The sequence below is a fragment of the Janthinobacterium sp. PSRC1-1 genome (genome assembly GCF_049897525.1).
Classification (GTDB): Bacteria; Pseudomonadota; Gammaproteobacteria; order Burkholderiales; family Burkholderiaceae_D; genus Janthinobacterium; species Janthinobacterium tructae.
This window is the reverse complement of record NZ_JAFCWK010000012.1, coordinates 87,840-106,015: the sequence shown is the minus strand read 5'-3', so window position 1 is coordinate 106,015 and position 18,176 is coordinate 87,840. Positions and strand designations below refer to the sequence as shown.

The following is an 18,176-nucleotide window of genomic DNA, read 5'->3' as shown; positions in this document are numbered from 1 at the left end:
GACTCGTGTCCGCCAATTCGCGTATGCCTGCTATCGCTGCCCACGCCATGTGGAGCGGCAATAAAGTCATTAGCAGGATAAGGAGCGCACGTTTCATCCCTTAATATTATACACATAAGCCTACGACTAGCAAAAGAAGATTACAATGGGAATTATTCGCATTAACCTTTCGATTTTTGAAGAAAAAACTGTATGTTCACTCTCCGCTTTTTTTCGATTGCCCTGATCTGTCTCGCGTCATCGCTGCTGCCGGTTCATGCAGATGACCTATCCACACAGAACAAAACGAAGCAGGTCTGGCAGTTGCTCGACTATATCGCTGTTGACTATCATAAATCCGTCAAGGACGGTGCGGTGGTCAACCAAGTGGAATACACTGAGATGCAGGAGTTTGCTTACACCGCGGAACGGCAACTGACAGAAATGCCGACCAGCCAGGCCCTACCAGGATTGATAAAGGACGCGGCCACGCTGCGTGCGTCCGTTGCTGAAAAAGCGCCGGCGGCGGCGGTCGGCGACCAAGCGCACGCGTTAGCTGCCGCTTTGCTCGCGATCTATCCTGTTCCGGTTGCTCCCACCAAATTGCCGGATCTGCAGCGTGGTGCAGCGCTCTACCAAAGCCAGTGCGCTTCCTGTCACGGAGTATCGGGCCATGCTGATGGCCCACTGGCCGCCACCTTGAATCCACCACCCATTGCGCTGTCGGACCACAGTCGCGCTCAAGAGCGTAGCGTGTTCGCCCTGCAGCAAATCATCACACAGGGCGTCGCGGGTACATCAATGCCAAGCTTTGCACAACTATCAGAGGATGAGCGTTGGGCTGTCGCCTATTTTGCGTCTACGCTGTCGTACTCTGGGAGTGAGCGTCAGGCAGGCGCAAAGCTATGGTCGTCACGTGCGGATCTGCACGCGGCCGTGCCCACGCTTGCCAAATTGAGCCTGACCGCCGAGGCGGCGCTTGCCAAAACCGCTGTAGGAGATGCGGCGCGGCCGTTGGTCGCCTATTTGAGAAGCACGCCGGACGCCCTCAATGCATCGGGCGCGGACAGTCTTCCGATTGCCAAGAACAAGTTAAGGGAAAGCATTGCCGCCTTGGATAGCGGAGACAAGTCGGCGGCGGCGCGGCTTGCGTTATCTGCCTATCTCGACGGATTCGAACCCGTCGAGCCGGCGCTGGCGGCCAAGAACAAGGGCTTGTTTGAGAATATCGAAAAGACCATGGGCTCTTATCGCAATGCGGTCACTACTGGGAATGTCCCGCAGGCGCATTCCATCGAGCAGCGTTTGCTGGTGTTGCTGACCGAGGCGCAATTAGCGCTCGATTCATCCAATGATCCGCTGTCGACGTTTGTGGGCGCGTTGACGATCCTGCTGCGCGAAGGGCTTGAAGCATTGTTGGTTGTAGTCGCGATGATAGCTTTTCTGAAGAAGGCTGAACGCACCGACGTTCTGCCCTATGTGCATGCCGGCTGGATGGCGGCGCTGGCGGCAGGCGGACTAACATGGGCGGTCGCCACGTACCTAGTCGACCTGAGCGGAGCTAGCCGCGAGATGACAGAGGGGTTTTCGGCCATCTTTGCCGCTATCGTTCTACTCGGCGTTGGCATCTGGATGCATCAAAAGAGTCTGGCGGGGCGCTGGCAATCCTACGTCAAACAAAAGCTGTCGTCGGCGCTGAACAAAAAATCGGCCATGATGCTGTTCCTATTGGCGTTCGTCACGGTCTATCGTGAGGTCTTTGAAACCGTCCTGTTTTACGCGGCGCTTTGGACACCAGAGAACGGTGGGTACTTACTCGCCGGCCTTGCGACCGGCACGGCAATCCTCGCTGCCATCGGTGTGATTTTATTGCGCTCGTCGGCGCGTTTGCCGATCAGCCAGTTTTTCGCGTTCAGCTCGGCTCTGGTTGCAGTGCTGGCAATTGTGCTCATGGGTAAAGGTGTCGCCGCACTGCAAAAAATTGGCTATCTGGAAATAACGCCAATCACCATGCCTCGAATTGACGTCCTAGGTGTCTACCCGTCGATGCAAACCATACTGGCGCAAGTGCTGACCCTGATGATTATTGTGGCCAGCGTTGTCTACAATATCCAGTCTCAACGGAAATCAAGTGCAAAAGCGGATGACGCCATGATGGAACGTTGACTCGGTCAAGATAATTACCGTAATCTCGTCCAAGGAAGATGACCGGCTGGAATACCGTTCGTCGTTTGGGAATTGGCACGAAGTTACTGTAAATGGCGGGGTATCGACGTTGATGCGAATCAGTTTCGTTTCGCCCTCGCACGTAGCAGGCTTCCGGCCGCGTTATCCTCGAATCGACCGGCCTCCTCGATGTAACCTTGCCCCGTGCCATCGTGGCGCCAGCCGCCTTGGCACTTGATGTCGCGGAAGTCAGCACCAGCCCGATGCGCGCTGGTGGCCGTCCCCCGCCGCAGGCTATGGCTCGACAGATCCGGTACGTAGCCAAGCCCGGCCAGCGTCGCGAGTTTTTTGAAGGGTCGGCATCCGACGCCGGGATATCATTCAGCGTCATCGCCACTGGTAAAGTGCTTGCTGATGGACTTCTGCTTCGCCGCGCGGTGAGCAACCTCGTATCGAACGCCATACGGTACACCCCAAAGGGTGAAACTATCACGCTCACGGCGACAGCTAACGACGACGGGGCCGTGGTTTCCGTTTCCAATCCTGGCCCAGTCATCATGCAGGAACACCTGCCGCGGGTGTTTGACCGGTTCTACATTTCCGATAAATCGAGGTCCAGTACGTCAGCCTCGGCTGGGCTTGGACTTTCAATCGTCAATTCCTTCATAGGGCTTCACCATGGCCGTGCCAGTGTCACGAGTGAGCTTGATGGATTTACCCAGTTCACGCTATTTTTTCCTGAGACGACTGCACCGAACGAAACAGTTTGAACTTCCCCTGAAAATTCGTCTTCCACAGGTGACGTAAAATAACGTTACTTTGGAAGACTTAGTTCCTTCGATGGCCAAGGAGCTTGGGCTGAGCGACCAGACGCTGCGCAACTAGATGAAGGCGGCCACTCGGGCCAGCTCAAGGGAGCGGACAACAAGGTGGTGACGCCGGAAGCGATGGAGGTACTTCAGTTTGTGAAATATTGGCTCAGCGCTACGCTCTGAACTTATCGAGGAAATACGCGCAACATTCCAAAGTAATTTCATGCGCTATAATACTTCGCATGGTCAAACGGTTCCTTTACATGATAGCTGTCGCATTTGCTCTCCAGATGAGCTGGGGAGTCGCGAGCGCCTATTGCATGCATGAAACCGGTAAAGCCAGCCAGCATTTCGGACATCACCAGCATGAACACAGCAAATCGAAGGATGTTTGTTGTGGAAATGCGTCTACGCCGAAAAAAACTTCGGTCCACCTCGATTGCCCATCGTGCACTCATGGATCTGTTGGTGTGCTGGCATGGACTGCCAGCTTCCTCGAACCCATGATAGTAGATCATCCGGCGCCCTTGTTGGTACCGGTACTTCCCCCTCCCTACCTCGAATTACCCGAACGCCCTCAGTGGCATGTCGCCGCCTAGTCCGGCGACACTCGTTCCTATACATCTGCACATTTTTAGCTCCCTGTAGATCGTTACGCATACGCGTAGGCGTGTCATCGCCGGATTCTTCCTATTCATTTTTTTGGAGAATTTTATGCGACTATTTTTACTGCCGCTGGGGCTTGCGCTTGCATTGGCATATCCCTTGCAGGCGACTGCACAAACGGCATATCCGCCATCTGCACCTATTATTTCAGAAGCCGCTCAGGTCGGTTCTACGCCTCTCACTCTGTCTGAGGCAATCAGGCTCGCCTTTGAGGGAAACCCGGGATTACGGGCCGCCGCGCGCGATATTGATATCGCCGCTGGTGAGCGTATCCAGGCCGGCGCACGACGCAATCCTGAACTTTCTATCCTGTCCGAGGGTTTGCAGAAAGAACAGCGGACAAGAACCGTACAGTTTAGCCAGCCTTTGGAGCTGGGCGGCAAACGTGCTGCACGCATCGTCGCTGCCGATGTCGGAAGCGAAATCGCTGCCGCTGATCTGGCTGGCTACCGCACGTCGCTGCGTGCAGACGTCGTGACGGCATTTTTCGATGTCGTGGCGGCGCAAGAGCGCTACCAACTTGCACAAGAATCGCAACAACTCGCCCAGCGCGTCAGCGATGCCGCCGCAAGACGTGTCATCGCCGGGAAAGTGTCTCCGGTAGAAGAAACGCGGGCGCGCGTCGCGGGAGCAAGCAGTAAAATTGAACTCAATCAGGCAACTAACGAGTTAACGCTTTCCAAGCGGCGCCTTGCGGCAACCTGGGGCATCCAAACACCGCAGTTCTATTCTGTGGTGGCGCTTGATATGTCATCTACTGCCATTCCGACATCGAACGAATTGCTGACACGCCTGCCAGGCGCACCCCAAACGCTGCGGGCACGGCTCGAAATCGATCGCCAGATCGCACTGGCCAAAGTCGAACGCAGCCGCCGGGTACCCGACTTGAATGTGATTGTCGGCACGCAGCGCGATGAACAACTCGGTCAAGCAGGGCCACGCCGCACCATCCTGGGTCTGTCGATCCCCCTCCCGTTCTTTGACCGCAATCAAGGCAATGTCCTTGCCGCATTGCGCCGTGCCGACAAGGCAAAGGACGAACTGAAAGTGGTGGAGAACAGGTTGACAATGGAAGTTGGCGAAGCATCGGCACGCCTCGAAGCCGCCCAGTCCGAATTGGGGATTTTACGTACCGAAATTTTGCCGGGCGCGCTCAGCGCGTATGAAGCGGCATCCAAGGGGTTTGAGTTGGGCAAGTTCGGATTTCTCGACGTACTCGATGCCCAACGCACGCTGTTCCAGGCCAAAACCCAATATGTACGAGCGCTCGCCGAATCGCATCGGGCCGCTTCAGACATTGACCGCATTCTCGGCCGCGTTGAATCGAACGGCGCATTGATCGCACCTGCGATCTCCTATCAGGAAGCAAAATGAAAACACCGAACATTGAAAAGAAAACAATAGGCGCGATTATCGGCGTTCTGGTCGTCGGCATAGCCTTGCTGATCGCTATTTTATTTACCGGGAAATCCGACAACAAGGAAGAATCCAAGGAGGCCGAAACGTCCGAGAGTGCCGACGCCAAAGGCGGTTCCGGATCCGGCTCGACAAAAAAAGGAGCACACGGTGGCAAGTTATTTGTTCAGGGAGCCACGTCGGTTGAAGTGGTCCTTGCCGAAGAAAACGGCGAGGCCCGCCATCGCCTCTGGCTGTACGAGAACGGCAAACAAATCGCCCCGGCTTCGGCCACTGCGACCGAACAAATCAAACGCGCCGACGGACAAACGCTGAACTTCGACTTTGCCGTCGACAAGGACAGCCTGCTCGCCAAAGGCAGCATCGCCGAGCCACATATCTTCGACGCGTTCATTACCGTGCGCAAGGGTGGCGCGGCGATTCAGATCAAGATCCAGAGCGAGGAAGGCAAAATCGAGCTGAGCGCGGCCCAAATCAAAACCGCCGGTGTGGTCATGGCGACCGCCGGCGGGGCCAAGATCAACAGTGTGTTTCAACTGGCCGGCGAAATACGGTTTAATGAAGACCGTACCGCGCACGTCGTGCCGCGGCTGCAAGGGGTCGTCGAAAGTGTCGCGGTCGAGTTGGGACAGCAGGTCAAAAAGGGACAAGTTTTGGCGGTCATCGCCAGCACGGTACTGTCGGAAATGCGTAGCGAGTCACTTGGCGCCCAGAAGCGCCTGGCCTTGGCGAAACTGACGTATGAGCGCGAGAAGAAGCTCTGGGAAGACAAGATCTCTGCCGAGCAAGATTATCTGCAAGCTCAGCAGAGCCTGCGCGAGGCCGAAATCGCTTCACAAAATGCGACGCAAAAAATCGCCGCCATCGGTGCCTCCACCGGAACTTCGGGCGCATTGAGCCGTTTTGAACTGCGCGCCCCGTTCGACGGCGCTATTGTGGAAAAGCACATTACCCTGGGCGAGTCCGTCACGGCGGAAGCGATGGTGTTTACCATCGCCGACCTGTCCACCGTCTGGGCCGAGATCATTGTCCCGGCCAAGGATATTGGCGCTGTGCGAGTCGGCACGAAAGCCATCGTGAAAGCGACCTCCATGGATTCCGAGGCAAGCGGCGTCGTGTCATACGTTGGATCGCTGCTGGGCGAACAAACCCGCACCGCCAAAGCACGCGTTACCCTGGCCAATCCGAAGCTGGCATGGCGCCCGGGCCTGTTCGTGAACGTCGAACTCACGTCCGATGAGCGCGATGTTGCAGTGGCAGTGTCGAGCGAGGCGATCCAGACGGTGGGCGAAAGTCCTGCTGTGTACATCGGTATCGAGGGTGGCTTCTTTGCCCAGCCAGTGGAAACCGGCCGCAGCGACGGTAAATATACCGAGATCGTCAAAGGCCTTGTCGCCGGTACGGTCTATGCGGCAAAAGGTAGCTTCGTCCTCAAGGCGGAGCAGGGCAAAGACAGCGCCGAACATGCACATTAAGCCGGAGAGAACTCATGTTTGAACGCATAATCCGTTTTTCCATTGAACACCGATGGTTGGTGATGCTTGCCGTTATTGCAATGATGGGCGTTGGTATATTCAGCTACCAAAAACTGCCCATCGACGCGGTGCCGGATATCACCAACGTCCAGGTGCAAATCAATACGTCGGCAGCGGGCTACTCACCGCTCGAAGTCGAACAACGCGTGACGTTTCCTATTGAAACAGTGATGGCCGGCTTACCCGACCTCGACCAGACACGCTCCCTGTCACGTTACGGCCTGTCGCAAATCACCGTGATCTTCAAGGACGGCACGGATATTTACTTCGCGCGGCAACTGGTTAACCAGCGGCTGCAGGAAGCGCGCGAGCGCCTGCCTCAAGGCGTATCGCCAGTGCTCGGTCCTATTTCTACAGGCCTGGGCGAAATCTACCTGTGGACGGTGGAAAGCGAGCCAAATGCAAAAAAAACGGATGGCCAGCCCTACACGCCGACCGATTTGCGCGAGATCCAGGATTGGATCATCAAGCCGCAATTGCGCAATGTGACAGGTGTTACGGAAATTAACTCGATCGGCGGTTACGCGAAGGAATACCACGTCACCCCGAATCCAACAAAATTGTCCTCTTATGGTCTGACTTTCCAGGACATCGTCACCGCGCTCGACAGCAACAACAATAACGTCGGCGCCGGCTATATCGAAAAACGCGGCGAGCAATTCCTGATACGCGCGCCGGGCCAAGTCAAGTCGCTCGACGATATGCGCAATGTCATTCTCAACACAGTACAGGGCGTGCCGATCCGCATCCGCGACGTCGCTGAAGTTGAAGTGGGTCGTGAGCTGCGCACCGGCGCGGCAACCGACAACGGCCGCGAAGTCGTACTCGGTACCGTATTCATGCTCATAGGCCAGAATAGCCGCATTGTGTCGCAGGCGGTCGATAAAAAAATGGAGGAAATTAATCGTACCTTGCCCGCTGGCGTCAAGGCGGTGACGGTCTACGACCGTACTGTCTTGGTGGATAAAGCAATCAATACCGTCAAGAAAAACTTGCTCGAAGGCGCGGTACTGGTAATTGCCGTGCTGTTCCTTTTCCTCGGCAATATTCGGGCCGCACTGATCACCGCGATGGTCATTCCGCTGGCCATGCTTTTCACCTTTACCGGGATGGTTACCTATAAGGTCAGCGCAAATCTGATGAGCCTTGGCGCCCTGGATTTCGGCATCATTATCGATGGCGCCGTTGTGATCGTCGAAAACTGCGTACGCCGGCTTGCGCATGCCCAAGCACACCACCAGCGTGCACTGACCCGCTCGGAGCGCTTTCATGAGGTATTCGCGGCGGCGAAAGAAGCGCGCCGTCCTTTGTTGTTCGGCCAACTCATCATCATGATCGTCTACATCCCCATCTTTGCGCTCACTGGCGTGGAAGGGAAAATGTTTCATCCGATGGCGTTTACGGTAGTTGCCGCTCTGCTGGGTGCGATGATCCTGTCCCTGACATTCATTCCGGCTGCTGTTGCCCTGTTCATCGGCAAGCATGTCGCTGAAAAAGAAAACCGTCTGATGGAGTACGCCAAGCGAATCTATACCCCGCTGTTGGCGAAGGTCATGCTTAACAAGGCAGTCGTGGTAACGGCCTCTGTCGTACTCATTATCCTTTCGGGCGCTCTCGCAAGCCGAATGGGCAGCGAGTTTGTACCGAATCTCAATGAGGGCGATTTTGCCATCCAATCGCTGCGTATTCCAGGCACCAGCCTGACACAATCGCTCGACATGCAGAAAAAGCTCGAAGCCGGCTTGAAAGCCAAGTTTCCAGAGATCGATCGCGTGTTTGCTCGTACTGGTACTGCGGAAATCGCCTCCGATCCCATGCCGCCGAATATTTCGGATGGTTATGTGATGCTCAAGCCTGAAAAAGACTGGCCTGCCCCGAAGAAAACACGGGCCGAGGTGCTGGCCGCAGTGCAGGCCGAGGCAGCAACGTACGCCGGTAACAGCTATGAGTTTTCACAGCCAATCCAACTGCGCTTCAATGAACTCATTTCCGGCGTGCGCAGTGACGTCGCAGTGAAAATTTACGGCGACGACATGGACGTGCTAAACGCCACCGCAGCACAAATCGCCGCGGTGATCGGCCGCATTCCCGGCGCGGCGGAGGTCAAGACCGAGCAAACGTCGGGATTACCGATGCTGACAGTAAATATCGACAGAGAAAAGACGGCGCGTTATGGCCTCAATGTCGGCGCGGTACAAGAGGCCCTGGCCATCGCCACAGGGGGACGCAACGCCGGAACCGTATTCGAGGGCGATCGCCGTTTCGATATCATCGTGCGCCTGCCGGAAAACCTGCGCACCGATCTGGAAGCACTCAAGCGCTTGCCCATCCCACTTGCCCGCGCCGCAGGCAAGGATGGCGTTCCAGGGGAAGTAAGCTTTATTCCTTTGGCCGAAGTGGCAACACTCGATTTTGCACCCGGACCCAACCAGATCAGCCGGGAAAACGGCAAGCGGCGCATCGTCGTCAGTGCCAACGTGCGCGGACGAGACATCGGCACCTTTGTTCCTGAAGCCGAACAGCTGATACAGAGAGAAGTCAAAATCCCGCCAGGCTATTGGATGACGTGGGGCGGTACCTTCGAACAATTACAATCGGCCACCCAGCGACTGCAGCTGGTAGTGCCGCTTGCACTGTTCCTGGTCTTTACCTTGCTATTTGTGATGTTTAACAACGCAAAGGATGGATTGATCGTGTTTACCGGAATTCCATTTGCCTTGACGGGTGGCATCCTGGCGCTCTGGCTGCGCGATATCCCGCTGTCGATTTCCGCTGCGGTGGGCTTCATCGCCTTGTCGGGAGTCGCGGTACTCAACGGCTTGGTGATGATTTCCTTCATCCGTACGCTGCGCGAGGAGGGTATGTCCCTTGATCAGGCGATCACGACGGGGGCACTGACACGCCTGCGGCCGGTGTTGATGACCGCGCTGGTGGCCTCGCTGGGATTCATTCCAATGGCGATCGCAACCGGCACCGGCGCCGAGGTGCAGCAGCCACTGGCGACAGTCGTTATCGGAGGGATTATTTCCTCGACACTGCTCACTTTACTGGTGTTGCCGCTGCTGTATCGCTTGGCGCATGGCAAGGACGACGATGCAGAACCGGTCGGCATCCACAAAAAGGATCCCATTCCAGCTTGATTTTTTGCTACCGAGCTTTTGTTTATTCGGTTTTCCACCTGGATGTTTCAACGCCCAGGTGGATCGAATTTCAGAGCGTCGGCTTGCAATACGCGAGCAAATTATTGCTGTTGATGAAATTTTCAACAGGAAAGTACGAGGAAATTAAATGAGTTACTTAAAAATAATAATAATCTTTTTGAGAGATTGTTCCATGAAAGCCATTCTATTAATTTTACTTGTATTTTTTGTCTATGACTCTGTCTCCTATTGGACCCCGGACATACGGTGGTTGCTGAGCAGATCAAACTAAAAGACAGAAAAATTTAAAAAAAACATCAAATTTTCATCGAATCCCAACCATTAACATCTTTATTTCAGTGAATGAGGGTTTCAAATGATGGATGACAGCCGCACGGCATCTCCGAAAAAAAATAATGAAAGCGTCGCCGTTGTACAGGCGAAGGACATTCATGATGAGGTCACGTGGACCGTGATCGGCACCTCGGCGCTGACGTTTCTACTCGTTGCGGGATTCGTTTTATGGCTGCATTGGTCAAGCAGGACCAAGAAATCCGATCAGAATAAAAAAGGGCATGCGGAGGCACAACCCCGAAAGCGAAAGCGCTCCCGTCGTTAGCCGGGCGCTTGCCTCCGTTTGGTGGCAATAAAGGCTCAAGATAAATGGACTTAAAGAAATGTGTGAACATGTCGGCGACGTGTGTATGAGCGCGCCAGGTGGAAAATGTGCCGATCATGTCCAGGAGATGCACATTAAAATCATTCATATCCTTATTGATCTGGTCGAACGCGCATGCTTTACTTAAAATTATTGAAGACTTGACGTATCCGCAAACCGAGGCGATAACACCAACAGGAAATAGTCGATGAGTCACCAGCCGACAAAACAGCTAGCGGTAAACAAGGCACGAAGGGCAACGCTTTTTTTTATCACGGCGTTTGCCGAATTGGCATCGATCTATTTTGCTCTCGTATGCCTATCGGCTCCTCACAGTGCCTGGTTATGGGCAGCGGTAGCATTGAGCAGCGGTATGTTTTTCGGCTTGGTCATGTTGCACCAATCTGGCAATCAGGGCATGTATTCAATCTATGGCGCCGTTTTCTGTGCCAGCGTAGCGGCTTGGTTTTGGCTCAAGTCGAATCTGCTGATTACGCCGGTCGACTGGTGCGGAATTGCAATCGCTTTATCCTGTGTCGTGCTCATCACTTGGCCGAAGCGTCGCAAGGTGCGGCCTGAGGTTGATCGGTCAGAAAAATGACAAAAAAATCCAGATAAAACAAATAGACTTTTAAAGGGGGGTAAATTGATAAGCGATCATGCCGGCGTAGTGCTCGGCGTATTGGGCTTCGCCATATTCCCCGCGATCGCCGTCGTAGCAGGCGGTCTGGTGGCATTCGTATACCTCCCCCGAAAAGCAGTGCGCAGTGGCATCCAGCACTTCGCTGCCGGACTTATTTTTTGCGTACTGGCCACCGAATTATTGCCTGATCTGGCCCACAGGCGCATGCCGCTGTGGACCATCGTGGGGTTTTCATTGGGCTTCATCACGATGGTAGCGATTAAGTTCTTTTCTGAAAATGCCAAGATGGAAGGTAAGTCTTCGCCAAAGTTGTCCATGGGTTTGCTTGCCGCGATGGGAATCGATATCGCGCTTGATGGACTGCTTATTGGGCTTGGATTTGCTGCAGGAAAAAAGCAAGGCTTGCTGCTCACCATCGCTATGACGTTGGAAGTATTTTTTCTTGGCCTGGCATGTGCCACGTCGCTAAGCGCAAATTCCGAACCACGCGGGCGGATGATCTGGATTCCCGTGCTGCTCGGCGCTTTGCTTCTTGCCGGTGCGGCCGAGGGGGCGATCGCGTTGACCGTGCTGCCTTCGGCGGCGCTCGACGCACTGCTCGCTTTTGGCGTCGCAGCCTTACTGTACCTGGTGACCGAAGAGCTGCTGGTCGAAGCGCACGAGGCTCCTGGAGCTGGTGAGCAGCCCCCTGTCATGCTCATCGGCTTCATGCAGACAGGGATGTTTTTCATCGGCTTCATCGTATTGCTCATCGTAGGGATGATTCTTTAGCGGCAGTATACCGACAGCGGCGCCATAGATGCCGCGCCGGATAAGTTTTAAACATGGCCGGCGTTGTCAGCCGGTGGCCAACTATTACCCTTAAAAGAAAGTAAAAAATTCGATGACCACAGAAACCAAAGTTCGCCTAGACCTGCCCCTTGTGCTACCCGACGTGCGCGATGCAGGCGACCGTTGCGTGGAACGACTGACGAGATTGTTGACCGGTCGCCCTGGCATTGAACAGGTGCATATCACGGGCGTCGATGCGGGCAAGCCTACCTTGTGTGTCCACTATGACCCCGAGGTAATGACTTTGCAGCGCGTGCGCGACTTCGTGAGCGCGGCCGGAGCACAGTTGACATCCAAGTATGTACATCTTTCGCTGCGCACGAGCGCCGCCCTGCATGCGCGTGCGGCCAGAACCTTGGCTGAGAACCTACGCCGCATGCCTGGCGTGTTCGAGGCCGATGTAGCGCCCTCAGGGGCCGTCAGGGTCGAATATGACCGCACACTCGTTTCAGAAACGGTCTTGCGCGATAAAATCTCAGATCCAGAACTATCCGTTTCTGGATCGAGTGGCGCGCAGCCGGGAGCGAACAGCATACCGCCGGGACAACCCGCGCATGAAGAAAGGGACGGCGGTAGCAGTACGGCTCGCCACAAGGACGGCGTGCAAGCAAACAACCATGCAGACCACAAGCATGCCGACAGCGACTCCAAGGACAGCCATGCGAATAACGATCATGCCCATGGCGGGCCGTCCGGCGAAAATTCGGAACTCATCTTTGCAGGTATTGCCGGCATCATGCTCTTGTCAGGTTGGGCAATAGGCCGTCTGGCATTCGGTCCCGATTGGCTGCCAACAGCCATGTTTATCGCGGCGTATTTTTTTGGCGGTTATTTCACCGTCAAGGAAGCTATCGACAATTTACTTGCACGCCGCTTCGAGATCGACACCTTGATGCTCGTTGCGGCCATCGGCGCCGCCGCTTTGGGAAAATGGGCGGAAGGTTCGCTGTTGCTCTTTTTATTCAGCCTAGGGCATTCGCTGGAGCATTATGCGATGGGACGTGCACGCCGAGCGATTGAAGCCTTAGCAAAATTGGCGCCTGAAACGGCCAGCGTGCGCAGGGATGGCAAAGTGGTTGACGTACCCGTAGCTGAGCTACAACTGGGCGATATCGTTATTGTCCTACCGAACGAACGTCTCGCAGCAGATGGCGTCGTTACGAAAGGCACGACCAGCGTGAACCAGGCACCGGTGACGGGGGAAAGTGTTCCAACCGACAAACAGCCGACAGACAATCCTAAGGAGGCGGTATTGGCCTTTGATAAGGTTGCTGCTGAAAATCGAGTCTTTGCAGGAACCATCAATGGCAGCGGGGCTATTGAAGTGATGGTTGCCAGGCGTGCAGATCAATCGACTATGGCCCGCGTGGTAAAAATGGTCACCGATGCCGAGACACAGCGCTCTCCGACGCAAAACTTTACCGAGCGCTTCGAACGTATTTTTGTACCGGTGGTCCTGGGACTGGTAACCCTGCTCTTGTTCGCCTGGGTCGTTGTTGATGAATCATTCGCCGAAAGTTTCTACCGCGCCATGGCGGTACTGGTCGCGGCAAGTCCTTGCGCGTTGGCGATCTCGGTGCCGAGCGCTGTCTTGAGCGGTGTCGCGCGCGCCGCGCGCGGCGGCGTTCTTGTAAAGGGCGGTGCGCCGCTGGAAAATCTGGGTACCCTGACCTCTATTGCCTTTGATAAAACTGGCACCCTCACCGAAGGTAAACCGAAATTGACGGATGCGATCGCAGCCGCAGGGGCGACCGAAGACGAACTGTTATCGGTGGCGATGGCGATCGAGGAACAGAGCGATCATCCGCTGGCGTCCGCGGTCGTGGCCGGCGCGAAGGAACGGTTGGGCGACAAGCCAGCGACCGTGCAGGCATCCGATATCAAGAGTATTACGGGCCGTGGGGTGCAAGCCATGGTGGACGGCGAATTGGTCCATATTGGCAAGCCGGCGCTTTTTTCGGAGATCGACGGCCAGCCGTTGCCGGCGGACGTCGAAGAGTCGAACAGTAAATTGGTGGTGACTGGACGCACGACGATGATAGTACGCAAAGGGCAGCGCTTTCTTGGCGTATTGGGTGTCATGGACACGCCGCGTCCGGTTGCCAGCGACGTCATGGCGGCGCTGCGCAAACTTGGCATTGAACGGCTGATCATGATTTCCGGCGACAACCAGCAAGTCGCCGACGCGGTCGCCAAAAGTGTCGGCCTGACGGAAGCCCGCGGCGATCTCATGCCTGAGAAAAAAGTCGAGGCCATCAAGGAACTGCGCCAGAAACACGGCAAGGTGGCAATGGTCGGCGATGGTGTGAACGATGCGCCGGCGATGGCCAATGCGACGGTTGGTATTGCCATGGGCGCCGCCGGCTCGGATGTCGCGTTGGAAACGGCCGATGTTGCGCTGATGGCAGACGACCTGGCGCAGTTGCCGTTTGCCGTCGGCCTCTCGCGCAGTACGAGCCGCATCATCAAGCAGAACCTATGGGTCAGCCTTGGCGTCGTCGCAGTCCTGATACCAGCCACCATCTTTGGTTTGAACATCGGAACGGCTGTCATTTTTCATGAAGGATCCACGCTACTGGTCGTCATCAATGCCCTGCGTCTGCTTGCGTATGGCGACGTGAAACTAAAACCCACATCCGCTTGAACAAGGTCAAGGCGCCTTTGGGTACCTGACAGACCGCTACAGTGAACGGAACGAACAGGCGCGAACGCGATTGACAGGCAAATCGAACGCATCTAACGACCGCCGCCGAAGTCGCCATTCGACGGCCCGCGGCGCTGGCGGATTCGCCCCCATGGGGTGCATGTCCTCTGGCACGCCGAAAAAAATGCAAGTTGTCAAGTACCCGGCATGAATATAGAATTATTAATATTGAAAATAGAAATTTGATGATTGACCCGCATCTCCCATTCTCCGCCTGAATGGTGCCGAAATGGCGTCAGGCGTAGGGCGGGCGGCGCCACCACGAAGGAGGCCCGTTCTTGAGCAGCATTCATGAAACTGCGTACCCCCGCTTCAAGCCAGAACTCACGCAACGCGAGCTTGAGGATGTCTATACGCCCAACGAAGGGGAAAGTAAATTCATCCACCGTAAGGGCCGAACGGGCCCCGCCAGGCTTTATCTGGCGCTGCTGCTAAAAACAGTCCAGCGCCTGGGTTACTTTCCGATGCTCCATGAAGTGCCGGTGCCGGTTGTTTCGTTTATCGGCAAGACAATCGGGGTGGGGGTCATTTCTGCACGCGACCTTCTGGAAGAAGAGAAGCGGCATCATTCCCGAGAACGAGGTATCGAGGCGGTCAGACAATACGTTGGGATCAGGCCGATCACGAGCGATACCCACAAGGCCATTCTGAGTGCCGCGACCGAGGCCGCGCAGACCAAGCACGAGCTGGCCGACATCATCAACGTCGTCATCGAAGAGCTGATACGCCAACGGTTCGAGTTGCCTGCTTTCAGCACCCTCAATCGCAAAGCATTGACGGTACGCATCGACGTCAACGACCGCTATTTTAAAACGCTCGTGGATCCTCTGCCGGCTGCCTTAATAGAACGGTTTGACGCGATGCTTGTGCCGACGCCGCAGCAGGCGATGAGTGGTTGGCAGCAGCTCAAACAGGATCCCAAAAAACCGACCAATACGGAAGTGCGACTCTATCTGGAACATCTGCAATGGCTCCAGGGTTGGGCGGCCGAGCTACCTGCAGTGGCGCACATCCCCGTGCTAAAACGCAGCCAATATGTGTATGAGGCCCGTGCGCTGGACGTGGCGGACATGAAGGCGCTCAAACACGATAAACGCTACGCGCTGATGGTGCTACTATTTCACGCCCAGATGAGCAAATCTCTTGACGATGCGGTCGAGATGTTTATCCGCAAACTGCGCAAGATTCATACCGGCGCGGAAGAAAAGTTGCGGCAGTATTATCTGGAGCACCAGAAACGCGCGGAGAAACTGATTATCCAGCTGCGCGACGTCCTGGAGGCCTTCGTGGAGGGCGAAACGGACGAGGACAGGGGGGCACGCATCGCCGCGGCCTTCCACGATGAACCGGGCAACCTCCTGATCGAGTGCGACGAACACATCGCCTACACCGGGAACAACTACTTGCCTTTCATGTTGGCGCCTTATCAAACGCAGCGCCCATTGCTGCTAAATTGCCTCAGCCTGCTTAATCTCGAATCGACATCGGCCGATCGGTCCCTCATCGATGCGATCTGCTTTGTATTGGCGAACCGGCAAAGCCATCGCGAAAGCCTGTCGATCGCCGAAACGAACGTCAGTCTAAAATGGATACGGGAAAAATGGCGCAAGCTGGTCACCGGCCAACGATCCGGTGCGGTCTCGGAAGTGAATCGAAAGTATTTTGAACTGTGCGTGTTGACCGAGGCGATGCAAGAGCTACAGTCGGGAGATTTGTTTGTCGCCAATAGCGATCACTTCAGTGACTACCGGACGCAGCTGATCGATTGGGATTTGTATCAGGCCCAAGTGGAAGAATATGGCGCCATGCTCGGCATGCAGACCGAGCCAAAGGCATTCTCGGCAGCGCTCAAGCAATCGCTCGCGGCGATCGCGGCGAGCGTCGACGCCGGCTTGCCGGAAAACGAGCACGTGGATCTGAACGGCACGGAGTTAATCCTGCGCAAGCACGCGAAGGACGCGAAGCCGGAGGCGTTGGAACGAATCGACAAAATTCTCACCACGCGCCTTCCCGAAAAAAACATCTTAGACATCTTGGTGGAGTCGGAGGGGTGGCTGGATCTGCATAAACAGTTCGGCCATTGTCCGGATTCGATTCCAAAGTCGACGACCCGCGCAAGCGCTTTATCACCACGCTGTTTTGCTATGGATGCAACCTTGGCGCCACCCAGACTGCCCGTTCAGTCAAAGATCTAAGCCGTAAACAGGTGGCTTGGCTCAATTTGCACCACATTACAGAAGAGCGCTTGGAAAAGGCCATCGTCCAGGTCATCAATGCATACAACAAATTCCTGCTACCGAAGTACTGGGGCTCGGGCAAGAGCGCGTCGGCAGACGGAACTAAGTGGAACATGTACGAGCAGAACCTGCTGTCCGAATACCACATCCGTTATGGCGGCTATGGCGGTATTGGGTACTACCACGTCTCAGACATGTATATCGCATTGTTCAGCCATTTCATCCCGTGCGGCGTGTACGAGGCGATTTGCATCCTGGATGGACTGATCAAGAACGAGTCGGACATTCAGCCCGATACCTTGCACGGTGACACCCATGCGCAAAGCGCTCCAGTATTTGGCCTGGCCTATCTGCTGGGGATCAATCTGATGCCCCGCATCCGGAATCTGAAAAGCCTAGTATTTTACAAGCCAGACCGGGGCAAACGTTACGAAAATATTAACGGTCTGTTCAGCGAGTCAATTAACTGGGAGCTGATCGAAACCCATTTGCCGGACATGCTTCGCATCGCGTTGTCAATCAAGGCCGGCAAGATCACGCCGTCGACAATCCTGCGCAGACTTGGCACGTCAAGCCGCAAAAACAAATTATATTTTGCCTTCCGTGAACTAGGCAGGGTTGTGCGAACCGAGTTTCTTTTGAAATATATCGGTGACGTGGAACTACGCAAAACCATCAACGCGGCGACCAACAAGAGCGAGGAGTTCAACCAATTTATCAAGTGGCTGTTTTTTGGCAATCAGGGCATCATCGCGGAAAACGTGCGACATGAACTGGCCACGGAGCTGCGGTACCGCCGCAACAAAGCTTTGTTTCTGCTTGGTTTCTGGCGCGGGTTTCGCGGCGACGAGTTGACGCGCCTGCAAATCGCAGCATGTTCACGTCACGCAAGGTGAAGGGATGACTTGCTTCTTGCCGCCCACCAAAGGTGATCGCCAGTTCAAGGGCGGCAACTTCAAGGTGCCGTTGCTATCGCGCCTGTGCCCAGTCAGCGCTTATGAGGAATGGATCGCTGCGGCGAGATTGACGGCTGGACTGGTGTTTCGTGCCATTGATCGCTGGGGCAACATCAGCGATAACGGACTGAACATCGATAGCCTGGTACCGCTCCTGCGTAATATCCTGCAGGAAGCCGGCGTTGATGCGCATGAGTTGTACAGCGCTCACTCGCTGCGGCGCGACTTTGCCAACTGGGCAACAGCCAATGGATGGGATCTCAAAACGCTGATGGAGCACGTGGGCTGGAAAAACGCCCAATCCGCCATGCGCTACATCGACAGGGAAGATCCCTTTAACCAGCGCCGTATCGAACAAAACCTGTATCCTCTTTATAGCAAGTAATTAAACAGCTGCAGGTGGACCTTTAATTCTGACAAGATTGTAATCCTG

The 18,176-nt window shown here is 55.4% G+C and carries 10 protein-coding genes and 2 pseudogenes; all 12 read left to right on the top strand.

Annotation, left to right across the window (positions count from 1 at the left end; genetic code table 11):
• Window positions 1–192 precede the first annotated feature (192 nt).
• The 12 genes and pseudogenes from ACP7DW_RS22725 to ACP7DW_RS22670 all read left to right on the top strand — a co-directional run bounded on the left by ACP7DW_RS22725 (window position 193) and on the right by ACP7DW_RS22670 (window position 18,128).
• A complete protein-coding gene (locus ACP7DW_RS22725; protein WP_071080221.1) occupies window positions 193–2,145 on the top strand; it encodes an FTR1 family protein in 1,953 nt (650 codons plus the stop codon).
• Between the two features lie 227 nt (window positions 2,146–2,372).
• Window positions 2,373–2,915 (top strand): sensor histidine kinase, encoded by a 543-nt coding sequence (locus tag ACP7DW_RS22720; RefSeq protein WP_257561005.1) that lies wholly within the window; start codon window positions 2,373–2,375, stop codon window positions 2,913–2,915.
• A 756-nt stretch (window positions 2,916–3,671) separates the two neighbouring features.
• Complete coding sequence (locus ACP7DW_RS22715) at window positions 3,672–4,997, top strand: TolC family protein (RefSeq protein ID WP_071080223.1); 1,326 nt, start codon at window positions 3,672–3,674, stop codon at window positions 4,995–4,997.
• Window positions 4,994–6,514, top strand: a complete 1,521-nt coding sequence (locus tag ACP7DW_RS22710; protein ID WP_071080224.1) for an efflux RND transporter periplasmic adaptor subunit — start codon at window positions 4,994–4,996, stop codon at window positions 6,512–6,514. Before ACP7DW_RS22715 ends, ACP7DW_RS22710 begins: the two co-directional genes overlap by 4 nt.
• 14 nt (window positions 6,515–6,528) lie before the next feature.
• Complete coding sequence (locus ACP7DW_RS22705; RefSeq protein WP_071080225.1) at window positions 6,529–9,714, top strand: CusA/CzcA family heavy metal efflux RND transporter; 3,186 nt, start codon at window positions 6,529–6,531, stop codon at window positions 9,712–9,714.
• Between the two features lie 376 nt (window positions 9,715–10,090).
• Window positions 10,091–10,333 carry a hypothetical protein gene (locus tag ACP7DW_RS22700; RefSeq protein WP_071080226.1) on the top strand — a complete coding sequence of 81 codons (243 nt, stop codon included), beginning with the start codon at window positions 10,091–10,093 and terminating at the stop codon, window positions 10,331–10,333.
• Between the two features lie 247 nt (window positions 10,334–10,580).
• Window positions 10,581–10,973, top strand: coding sequence for a hypothetical protein (locus ACP7DW_RS22695; RefSeq protein ID WP_081344992.1), 393 nt, complete (start codon window positions 10,581–10,583; stop codon window positions 10,971–10,973).
• Window positions 10,974–11,018: 45 nt separating this feature from the next.
• Window positions 11,019–11,786, top strand: a complete 768-nt coding sequence (locus ACP7DW_RS22690) for a ZIP family metal transporter (protein ID WP_242428561.1) — start codon at window positions 11,019–11,021, stop codon at window positions 11,784–11,786.
• 112 nt (window positions 11,787–11,898) lie between these two features.
• Window positions 11,899–14,490: a heavy metal translocating P-type ATPase gene (locus ACP7DW_RS22685; RefSeq protein WP_101481278.1), complete on the top strand. Its 2,592-nt coding sequence runs from the start codon at window positions 11,899–11,901 to the stop codon at window positions 14,488–14,490.
• 338 nt (window positions 14,491–14,828) lie between these two features.
• Window positions 14,829–15,308: pseudogene (locus ACP7DW_RS22680) on the top strand (DUF4158 domain-containing protein); the annotation flags it as partial.
• A 1,260-nt stretch (window positions 15,309–16,568) separates the two neighbouring features.
• A pseudogene (locus tag ACP7DW_RS22675) lies at window positions 16,569–17,587 on the top strand (transposase); the annotation flags it as partial.
• A gap of 112 nt (window positions 17,588–17,699) precedes the next feature.
• The gene (locus ACP7DW_RS22670; protein WP_242428562.1) at window positions 17,700–18,128 is read left to right on the top strand and encodes a tyrosine-type recombinase/integrase; all 429 of its coding nucleotides are present in this window, start codon (window positions 17,700–17,702) and stop codon (window positions 18,126–18,128) included.
• The last annotated feature ends 48 nt before the right edge of the window (window positions 18,129–18,176 follow it).

Coding starts and splice junctions, on each gene's coding strand:
- ACP7DW_RS22725 (WP_071080221.1), top strand. CDS start 193: ATGTTCACTCTCCGCTTTTTTTCGATTGCCCTGATCTGTCTCGCGTCA.
- ACP7DW_RS22715 (WP_071080223.1), top strand. CDS start 3,672: ATGCGACTATTTTTACTGCCGCTGGGGCTTGCGCTTGCATTGGCATAT.
- ACP7DW_RS22710 (WP_071080224.1), top strand. CDS start 4,994: ATGAAAACACCGAACATTGAAAAGAAAACAATAGGCGCGATTATCGGC.
- ACP7DW_RS22705 (WP_071080225.1), top strand. CDS start 6,529: ATGTTTGAACGCATAATCCGTTTTTCCATTGAACACCGATGGTTGGTG.
- ACP7DW_RS22700 (WP_071080226.1), top strand. CDS start 10,091: ATGATGGATGACAGCCGCACGGCATCTCCGAAAAAAAATAATGAAAGC.
- ACP7DW_RS22695 (WP_081344992.1), top strand. CDS start 10,581: ATGAGTCACCAGCCGACAAAACAGCTAGCGGTAAACAAGGCACGAAGG.
- ACP7DW_RS22685 (WP_101481278.1), top strand. CDS start 11,899: ATGACCACAGAAACCAAAGTTCGCCTAGACCTGCCCCTTGTGCTACCC.